We start from the raw sequence: 8,936 nt of genomic DNA, 5'->3' as shown, positions 1-8,936 counted from the left end.
GGCGCCGCTGGCCGCCCCCCGCCTGCTCCCCCGCCGCCCCCCCCCCACCCCCTAGGTGCGGTCGATGTGCACGTTGGTCGACTTGACCCTCGCGGTGGCCTCCATGCCGACCTCCAGGCCCAGTTCCTCGACAGCCTCCCGGGTGAGGAGGGAGACCAGCCGGTGCGGCCCGGCCTGGATCTCCACCTGGGCGGCGACGTCGCCGAGCTTGACGGCGGTGACGATGCCCGCGAAGGCGTTGCGGACGGAGGTGTAGGAGGAGACGTCCTCCTCGCCGCCGGTCTTCGCCAGCTCGACGGAGAACGCGGCCAGATCCCGGCCGTCGATGAGCCGCCGCCCGCCGTCGTCCCGGTGGGTGGCCATCCGCCCGGCGTCCGCCCACCGCCGGGCGGTGTCCGGGCTCACGCCGAGCAGCCGGGCGGCCTGGCCGATTGTGTAGGACTGCATAGGCGTCACGATACGTCGACCCGCGCCGACCTCCGGCCTCTACTGGAGCCCGCGCCGGGCCTCGGGGACGGCGGGCGTGAGCTGGACGTCGGAGGTGACCTGGCCGCCCAGTGTCATGACGTTGAGGGTGGCGGAGTTCTCGTTGGCGATCGCCGTCTCCACACGGGCCACCAGCGCCCGGAACGCCTCGTCTTGCGAGAGGCCCGTGTAGGGGCCGATCTTGGTCTCGAAGTAGATGCGCTCGTGCACGAGGAGCTGTTCGGTCGAGCGGTAGTTCTTCCACTGCTCGCGGTAGCGGTAGACGCTCTCCAGGGACACCGAGCCGACGACGACCAGGCTCAGCACGGTCGCGCCGAGCTTGGCGAAGGACAGGTCGAGGTTGACCAGAACCGGTACCAGCGCGCCTCCGACGACGGACAGCGTCCGCATCCTGAGGTGCATGGCCTTCATCTTGACGGCTTTCCTGTCGTACCAGTCCCGGTACTGGTCGAGCCTGCTGTCCACATAGCCCTGCGCCGTGGCCGCCTCCGGCCCGGGGGTGACGGGGTGGGCTTCGAGCAACTCGTTGTCGCGCTGGTCATGCGTCCCTGGCATGCGTGGGAGTACATCGGTGACCATGGGCGCAGTCAAGCTCGGGCAACCCGCGGAGACGGTCCCGCAACCTTCGGCGGTTATGGTGTCGACGCGAATCGAACACAAAGTACAAAGCGCACAGAAGGCAGCACAGAGCACAGGGCTTGTGGCACGGAGAGAGTCGGCGAGGGCGCGTTGTGTCGGACGAGGGGCGGCTGATCGCCGGGCGGTACCGGTTGGTCGAGCAGATCGGGCGCGGTGGCATGGGCACCGTATGGCGGGCCGAGGACGAGGTTCTCAGCCGGGACGTCGCGCTGAAGCGGCTACGTGTCCAGCGGCACCTCACCGATGACGAGCTCGCCACGCTCTACGAGCGCACCCGCCGCGAGGCGCGCAGCGCCGCCCGTATCGCCCACCCCAACGTGGTCGTCGTCCATGACGTCGTCGATGACGAGGGGCTGCCCTGCATCGTCATGGAGTACGTGCCCTCGACGACTCTCGGTGCGCTGCTCAAGGGCGGCGGGACCGTCCCGCCAGGCGAGGCCGCGCGGGTCGGGCTCGGCATGGTCGCCGCGCTGCGGGCCGCGCACGCGGCCGGGGTGCTGCACCGTGACGTCAAGCCCGGCAACGTGCTCCTGGGCGCCGGGGGCCGTGTCGTGCTCACCGACTTCGGTATCGCCATGGCGAGCGGCACCTCGACGCTGACGAAGACCGGCGAGCTCGTCGGGTCGATCGACTACATCGCGCCCGAGCGGATGCGGGGCCGCAGGCCCGGACCCGCCGCCGACCTCTGGGCGCTGGGAGCGACCCTGTTCCAGGCCGTCGAGGGTCGGCCCCCGTTCCGCAAGGACACGGCGGTGGAGACGGCGTACGCCGTCGTCGTCGACCCGCTTGAGCCCATGAAGCACGCCGGGCCGCTCGAACCCCTCATCGAAGCGCTGCTGGCCAAGGACCCGGACGAGCGGCCGTCAGCGGAGGAGACGGAACGGGCGCTGCGGGCGGTGCCCGTGGTGACCGGGGAGGCGCCGACGCTGTTCACATCGGGTGCGCAGGCGCAGGCGCAGGCACAGGCGCAGGCACAGGCCCAGGCACAGGCGCAAGCCCAGGCACAGGCGCAAGCCCAGGCCCAGGCCCAGGCGCTGTCCGCGCCCACTCGACAGGAGCCTTCACCGGCGTCGGCTCCGGCGTCGGCTCCGGCGTCGGCTCCCGCGAAGAAGAAGCGGCGCGCGTTCGTCCGGAGTGCGGCCGCCGTGACGGTGGCGGCCGCCGTCGTGGCGGGCGGGATCTACGTCGTCTCGCGCGACGACGGCGGCGGCGGCAGGGCCGGCAGCGCGCGGGGCACCGGCGCCGCGACGCCGACCGCGTCCACGCCTCCGCCCGTCCCCGCGGGTTTCCACCTGGTCACGGAGAAGAAGCTGGGCATCGCCTTCCCCGTCCCGGACAGCTGGAAGCGGGGCAACACGACGAACGAAGAGGTCAACTACGCCGACGCGTCGGGCCTCGCCGGTCTCACGATCGACATCGTGAACCCCGCGGGCGCCAACCCCATCTCGCACTTCACGAACATCGAGGCGAACACCAAGGTCAACTATCCGAAGACGTACCGGAAACTGCGTATGCAGCGCACCACCTTCCAGGGACAGCCCGCGGCCGTATGGGAGTTCACCTTCGAGGGACGCGTCCGGGCGTTCCGTGCCATCGACTTCGGCTTCGGGCAGGAGGGGGAGACGGAGTACGACATCTATCTCTCGGCGCCCGAAAAGCAGTGGGACACCTTTCGGCCCGTCTTCGACAAGGTCAAGGCGGGCTTCCGCACACTGCGTTGAGGGTTCCCCGGCGACCGCGCGCGTCATCGTCAACGGTCACTCGCCCTTCCTGGCGGAGGTCAGTCGCGGCGGTCCCCGGGAACGGCCGGTGCCGGGATGTCCGCCGTGTCGAAATCGCCGGCGATGATCCGCGCGGCGAGTTCCGACAGACGCAGCTGTCGGGAGCGGGCGTACGAGCGGAACGCGGCGAAGGCGTCGTCCACCGAGGTGTTCCAGCGCTCCGCCAGTACGCCCTTGACCTGTTCGACCAGGATGCGGCTGGTGAGGGCGTTCTCCAACTGGCTGTTCTCGACGTGCGACTGCTCCAGCGTGCGCTGCTGGAGGATCGCGATGGTGGCCACGTCGGCCAGCGCCTGTGCGAGCGCGATGTCGTCGTCGCCCAGGCGGCGGGGCTCGGTCTGGAAGAGGTTGAGCGCACCGACGACACGGTTGCGCAGGCGCAGCGGAATGGCGTGGGTGAACACGTAACCCGTCTCGCGCGCGCGGGCGGCGAAGCGCGGCCAGCTCTCGGTCACCTCCCGCCGCGACAGGTCGATGTTCGTCCGGGCCGCACCGGTGCGGTAGCACTCGACGCACGGGCCCTGGTCGTGCTGGAGCGCGAACAGCTCCAGCAGTCGCGTGTGCTCGTCCGAGGCGGCGAGGAGCTGTAGTTCACCGTGTGCGTCCACGAGCAGGATCCCGGCCGCCGACACGTTCAGCAGTTCGACGCAGCGGGTGGACAGCCGTTGCAGCAGATCGATGACGTCGAAGTCCTCGACGAGGGAGTCCGCGACCTCCACGAAGATCTCCGCCAGTCGTCGTTCGCGGGCCATGCCGATCATCCCTTTCCACCGTCGGGCGAATACGGCCCGCCTATGTCGTCCATACCGTCATTGTCATTAGCGTCATTGCCATTGTCATAGTTGTCGTCGTCGTCATCGTCCTGGAAACGGAGCCTGCGCACGACGACGTCGTCCGCCACTTCGCCGAGGGGACGGTCGCTGCTGTAGGCGAAGGCCCGCAGACGCAGCAGGGCATCCTCCATGGACACCCCGAGCTGGACGCTGATCATGCCCGTGGCCTGGTGCACCTTCGCTCTGTGCAGTCCCGTCGGCCACTCCAGGAACGTGCCGGGAGCCGGCGCGGATCCGCCTCCGCTCCACCGCCGGTCGCCGTTCAGGAACGCGCCGGTCAGCGCGCCGGCCAGGGCCGTGGCGTCCGTCCACTGCTGCTCGTTGATCCGCCGGTCCCCGTCGCTCAGCACGGTCAGTACGCCGACCCGGATGGCCCCGATGCTCAGCGGGAAGCAGCTCACACCGTGGATGCCCATCTCCCGCGCCGACGGCAGCAGCGCGGGCCAGCGGTCGGGGCGCACCCGGCCCAGGTCCGGCTCGGTGACGGGAGTGCCGGTGCGGACCACGTCCGGGCCCGGCCCCTCGCCCAGCGTGAACTGGAGCTCCTCGAAACGCACGCTTATCTCGGGGTAGCACCAGAGTGGCTCGGCCGCTCGGTCCTTGCCCACCAGGAGCGACAGCGCGACGCCCTCGGCGCGCAGCGCCAGCGCGCACGCCTGGGCAGGATTCCCGCGTCCGCCCAGGCGCAGCGACCGCAGAACGTCGGCCATGCCGTCGCTGATCACCGGAATCCGTTCCGCCGCGGCCGGGGCTCCTCGAAGTGAGGCGCCGAGCGGTCTCGCCGTACCCTACGCGGACAGGTCTCCCATCGGGGTGTACTGCTCCGGGGGATCGGCGCTCACTCCGCGCCGGGCGTCCCGGGTGTTCGCGTACCGGGGGAACCGGTGCTGGACGGCGCCGGCCCGGAACAGCAGACCTACACCCGGCCGGGTGTAGACGACGCGCGTCCACCCGAACCGCTGGTGGCTGTCGTCCCACGCCGCGCACAGCGGGGCCAGGGCGCTGCCGTCCATGAACGTGACGCCCCTCAGGTCGACGATGAGGAAGAGCCGCCCGGTGCCGTGGCGGACAGCTTCGAGGTCGCGGGTGAATTCCGGCGCGGTCGTCAGATCCAGCTCACCGTCGGCGTGGACCACACGGCACTCGTGGGGTTGCGGGCTCATGTGCCCAACTCCTCTTGTCCCCGGGAGGACTTTCGCCTTGCGCAGGGCCTCTGTTGCGCGGAACGGGACTGCACGGAGAGGGCCGGGGGCAGGGGCTGCCGCACCGCCAACGTACTGGCGTGGTGGGCGTGAGTGGTTCCTCGCTTCGGTATCTGTCGAGTGGGTGGCCGAAGGGGCGATTCCTGGTCGGTTACCGATGGTTCGGGGGCGGAACCTGCACGTGCGGCGGCTCTGGCGAAGCGCGGACGCCGGGCGGCTGAGGGCTGACGCGGACGACGCTGAGCTGCTGATGGCTGCCGAGGACGACGCCGAGCCGTGATGGCTGCCGCGGCCGGTGTCCGCTCGCCGGCCGCGCTCAGGCAGGCCCCGGAGCCGCCCCCGCCCGCTCAGCCACGGCCGAGCGCGTGCACGGGCGGGGTGCGCAGTGCCTGGCGGGTGGGGAGTTCGACGGTGAGGAAGGCGATGCCGGCGACCACGGCCGCGATGGCCGGCAGCAGCCAGAGGGGTCCCGCGGGCCAGGGGCGGTCCAGGAAGCTCAGGGAGAGCAGCGCGAGCGGGACGACGGACAGCAGCGGTCCCGTGACGAGCGCGAGGGCGGTGATCAGGGCCGCCTCGCGGCGCATCATCGCGCGGACCTGGGCGGGCGTCGCGCCGATCATCTGGAGCGTGGCGAGCTCGGTGCGGCGGGCCGCGGTACTGGCGACGAGCTTGTTGGCGATGCCGAGCAGGAGATAGCCGAGCAGTACGGCGAGTACGGCGATGTTGATCCACAGCTCGGGCGCGACGCCGCCCACGCCGCTCGGCTCGGCGTTGTCCGCCAGGGCCAACCCTGGTCGGGACGCGGCGAGTCGGGCGATGTTCCGCTGGGCGGTGTCGGTGCCGTCCGTGCGGATCAGGACGGACTGGTCGAGGCCCGTCGTGGTGTGACCGACGGCCAGGTCGCGGGAGAGCACGACGGATCCGAAACCGAGCCCGCGGGCGTACGTCGCCACGACACGGGCGGTCACCGGGGTGCCGTCGCCGAGGATCAGCTTCACCCGCTCACCCACCTGCGCGTCGCGCGACCCCGCGATGTCCGTCCCGACGGCGACGGTGTCGCCGCTGAGCCCCGCCAGACTGCCGGTCCGCACATCGAGGTCGAGGACACCCGACGCGGCCGGCGTCAGCACCAGCGCGGAACCGCTCTCGATCGCGTCTTCGCCCGCCATCTTGTACGCCCACAGCGCGGTGGTCGTGGTGACGGGAGCGGCGGCGCGTACGCCCGGCGTGTGCTGTACGGCGGTGAGCGCGTCGTCGGGGACGCCGCCGAGTCCGGGTGCGGTCAGGCTGAGTTGGGCCCGCGTCCCGTCGTGGATGTCGTTGTGCGTGGCCGCGATCACGGTGGTCTGGGTGAGCGTGTAGGTGAGGGTGAAGACCACGGCCATCGCGAGGGTGCTGATGGCTCCGGCGGCGCGCAGCGCGTACCCGTGGCTGTTCGACACGGCCAGCCAGGTCGGCGCGGACGTCTTGGCCGACAGCCTGCCCGCCAGTCTCCGGGTGACCCCGCTGACCAGCGAGGGACCGGCCAGCGCGAGACCGATCGCGGCGAGGATCCCGGCCAGTGCGGTGGCCGCCGCTCCGGCCTGCGAGCGGATCACCAGCGGCGCGACCGACACCGCGGTCGCGACGAGGATCAGCGCGTATCCGGAGCGGGCCCGCGACTTCGAGGGCGTACGGGGTTCACTGCGCGACTCCGCGACCGCCTCGGTGGCCGGCATGCGCGAGGTACGCCAGGCCGCGCAGCGGGCGGCGATGCTCACCACGCCGGTCAGGAGGACCACGGCCGCGGCCGCGGGGACCGGGCTGAGCGTCAGCGGCAGGGTGCCCGGGAGCATTCCGGCGGACACCAGGAGTTCGCGGAAGCGTTCGGCGAGGAGGTAACCGAGACCCACACCCGGGAGGGTCGCGGCGACCGCGATGATCGCGGCCTGGGAGGCGGCGAGCCGGCGGATCTGCCGGGGCGTCGCGCCCACCGCCCGCATCAGGGCGAGTTCGCGGCGCTGGGCCGCGATCGACACGGACAGCGCGCCGCCCACGATGAAGCCGACGACCAGGAGGGTGATGCCGGCCAGCGATGCCGCGAGGGCGGGGAGGAGGGAGCGGGCGGCGGTGGCGTCGGGGGACTCGACGTCGCCCCGGGCGGTTCCGGTGGAGACGGTGAGGCCGTCCTGCTCGACGGCCCGGCGGACCTCGGCCGCCACCTCGTCGTCGGCGCCTTCCTCGGCGCGTATGGCGATCAGGTCGACGCCCTTGGAGCCGGTCAGCTTCGCCGCCGTGTCGTCGGCGAAGTAGACGCCGGTCACGGGGGTGTCGACCACCGCCGAGAGCCGGTAGGTGGCGGAGTGCCCGGCCGCGATCACGGTGATCCGGCCGCCGGGCCGGGCGCCCGCCGCCGCGGCCGTGCCCTTGTCCAGGGCCACACTGAGCGGACCGGCCGGTGCCGTGCCGTCGACCTGTGCGTCGGACAGGAGGGCGGTCGAGGACCAGCCGTGGCCGCCGGCACCGGGATCGTCCGCCGGTACGGCCTTGCCCTGGCCGTCGACCACGGCCGCGGGGAAGCTCAGATCCCCCACCGCGCCTGCCACACCGGGCAGCCCGGCCAGCCGGCCCGCGAGGTCGGCGGGCACCCTGGCCCGCTCCGGCAGGCTGATCGGCAGATCCCCGGCCGGGTGGAAGGTCTGGCTCGCGGAGACGACGACATCGGCGCCGCCGAGCCGTTCCACCGGCGCGTGCGAGCGCAGTCCCGACTCGGCGAGTACACCGATGCCGGTGACCATCGCGGCGCCGCCGAGGGTCGCACAGGTGACCGCAAGAAGTGCGGCGATCCGGCGGCGGCCCATGTGCCAGGCGAGGTACAGCATGGGCGCCGACATGGACTTCGCGGCGGACTTCGACATGAACTTCGACGCGGATTCCGCCGTGGACTTCGGCGCGGGCACGGGCGAGGCCGTGGGTGCCGGCGTGTACGTGTGCTTCGGCATGGGACTACTCCGTCTCCAGGTTGGTGACGCACGTGGCCAGCTCGGCGGCGGTGGGCGCCTTGAACGTGTCGACGACCCGCCCGTCGGCCATGACCATCGCCAGGTCCGCGTGCGCCGCGGCCGCCGGGTCGTGAGTGACCATCACGACGGTCTGGCCGAGGCCGTCCACCAGGTCGCGCAACAGACCGAGCACCTCGCGGGCGGTCCGCAGATCCAGCGCGCCGGTCGGTTCGTCGGCGAACACGACGGCGGGCCTGGCCGCCAACGCCCGCGCTATCGCGGCCCGTTGCTGCTGGCCGCCGGACAGCTCGGCGGGGCGGTGCGCGAGCCGTCCGGTCATCCCGACGCGCTCGACCAGGTGGCCCACCCACTCCCGGTCCGGCCGCTGACCGGCCAGCCGCAGCGGCAGCAAAATGTTGTCCTCGATGCTCAGCGAGGGCACCAGGTTGTAGGCCTGGAAGATGAACCCGACGCTGCTGCGGCGGAGTTCGGTGCGGCGGGTCTCGTTCAGCCCGCCGATCTCCGTGCCGTCGATGAAGGCCTGCCCGCCGGTCGGCGAGTCCAGCCCGGCGGCGCAGTGCATCAGCGTGCTCTTGCCGGACCCGGAGGGCCCCATCACGGCCAGGAAGGTGCCGCGTTCCACGGTCAGGGAGACGTTGTCGAGTGCGCGCACCCCGCCGGCGTAGGTCTTGGTGACGCCGGCCAGCTCGACGGCGGGCGCGTGTGCTGTCCTGAGCCCTGTCCTGTTCCTCATGACCGGCCCCCGGTGGACACACGGTGGTGGACGGCGAGCGCGACGGCGCAGCCCAGGGTGAGGACGCCGAGGCCGATCCCGACGTACACGCTGAATCCGCCGACGGACGAGGTCACCATGTTGGCGACGGCGCCGAGCAGCAGCAGCGTCCACAGCAGGGGACGTACGATCGCGGTCTCGTCGCTGGTGTCAGGCTCCGGCCGGAAGGGCTCGGGGGCCGCGAGGTCGCGGTAGGCGTCGGTCACGGGACGCTCCTTGTT

General features: G+C 71.9%; 9 protein-coding genes. 1 reads left to right on the top strand and 8 read right to left on the bottom strand.

Annotated features, from left to right (window positions below; translation table 11 throughout):
- Positions 1–51: 51 nt before the first annotated feature.
- Together AB0N66_RS08175 and AB0N66_RS08170 are read right to left on the bottom strand one after the other, a co-directional pair.
- The gene (locus AB0N66_RS08175) at positions 52–447 is read right to left on the bottom strand and encodes a helix-turn-helix transcriptional regulator (RefSeq protein WP_365430215.1); all 396 of its coding nucleotides are present in this window, start codon (positions 445–447) and stop codon (positions 52–54) included.
- Positions 448–486: 39 nt separating this feature from the next.
- A complete protein-coding gene (locus AB0N66_RS08170; protein ID WP_365430214.1) occupies positions 487–1,041 on the bottom strand; it encodes a DUF4231 domain-containing protein in 555 nt (184 codons plus the stop codon).
- A 176-nt stretch (positions 1,042–1,217) separates the two neighbouring features.
- On the opposite strand from AB0N66_RS08170, the gene AB0N66_RS08165 reads away from it, so the two are divergent.
- A complete protein-coding gene (locus AB0N66_RS08165; protein WP_365430212.1) occupies positions 1,218–2,846 on the top strand; it encodes a serine/threonine-protein kinase in 1,629 nt (542 codons plus the stop codon).
- Between the two features lie 59 nt (positions 2,847–2,905).
- On the opposite strand, the gene AB0N66_RS08160 is transcribed toward AB0N66_RS08165, so the two are convergent.
- The 6 genes from AB0N66_RS08160 to AB0N66_RS08135 form a co-directional block, all read right to left on the bottom strand.
- A complete protein-coding gene (locus AB0N66_RS08160; protein WP_365430210.1) occupies positions 2,906–3,667 on the bottom strand; it encodes a GAF and ANTAR domain-containing protein in 762 nt (253 codons plus the stop codon).
- Complete coding sequence (locus tag AB0N66_RS08155) at positions 3,664–4,449, bottom strand: GAF and ANTAR domain-containing protein (protein ID WP_365430208.1); 786 nt, start codon at positions 4,447–4,449, stop codon at positions 3,664–3,666. The genes AB0N66_RS08160 and AB0N66_RS08155 overlap by 4 nt, the downstream gene beginning before the upstream one ends.
- A gap of 78 nt (positions 4,450–4,527) precedes the next feature.
- Complete coding sequence (locus AB0N66_RS08150; protein ID WP_365430206.1) at positions 4,528–4,902, bottom strand: STAS domain-containing protein; 375 nt, start codon at positions 4,900–4,902, stop codon at positions 4,528–4,530.
- 386 nt (positions 4,903–5,288) lie between these two features.
- Positions 5,289–7,922 (bottom strand): ABC transporter permease, encoded by a 2,634-nt coding sequence (locus AB0N66_RS08145; RefSeq protein WP_365430204.1) that lies wholly within the window; start codon positions 7,920–7,922, stop codon positions 5,289–5,291.
- Positions 7,923–7,926: 4 nt separating this feature from the next.
- Complete coding sequence (locus AB0N66_RS08140; RefSeq protein ID WP_365430202.1) at positions 7,927–8,676, bottom strand: ABC transporter ATP-binding protein; 750 nt, start codon at positions 8,674–8,676, stop codon at positions 7,927–7,929.
- A complete protein-coding gene (locus tag AB0N66_RS08135) occupies positions 8,673–8,921 on the bottom strand; it encodes a hypothetical protein (protein ID WP_365430200.1) in 249 nt (82 codons plus the stop codon). Before AB0N66_RS08135 ends, AB0N66_RS08140 begins: the two co-directional genes overlap by 4 nt.
- Positions 8,922–8,936 lie beyond the last annotated feature (15 nt).

This window comes from Streptomyces sp. NPDC093544, from assembly GCF_040683495.1.
GTDB lineage: Bacteria > Actinomycetota > Actinomycetes > Streptomycetales > Streptomycetaceae > Streptomyces.
Note: the sequence above shows the minus strand (reverse complement) of the source record. Positions and strands in the feature narration are given on the sequence as shown.

Coding starts and splice junctions, on each gene's coding strand:
- AB0N66_RS08155 (WP_365430208.1), bottom strand. CDS start 4,449: ATGGCCGACGTTCTGCGGTCGCTGCGCCTGGGCGGACGCGGGAATCCT.
- AB0N66_RS08140 (WP_365430202.1), bottom strand. CDS start 8,676: ATGAGGAACAGGACAGGGCTCAGGACAGCACACGCGCCCGCCGTCGAG.
- AB0N66_RS08170 (WP_365430214.1), bottom strand. CDS start 1,041: ATGCCAGGGACGCATGACCAGCGCGACAACGAGTTGCTCGAAGCCCAC.
- AB0N66_RS08160 (WP_365430210.1), bottom strand. CDS start 3,667: ATGATCGGCATGGCCCGCGAACGACGACTGGCGGAGATCTTCGTGGAG.
- AB0N66_RS08150 (WP_365430206.1), bottom strand. CDS start 4,902: ATGAGCCCGCAACCCCACGAGTGCCGTGTGGTCCACGCCGACGGTGAG.
- AB0N66_RS08175 (WP_365430215.1), bottom strand. CDS start 447: ATGCAGTCCTACACAATCGGCCAGGCCGCCCGGCTGCTCGGCGTGAGC.
- AB0N66_RS08145 (WP_365430204.1), bottom strand. CDS start 7,922: ATGCCGAAGCACACGTACACGCCGGCACCCACGGCCTCGCCCGTGCCC.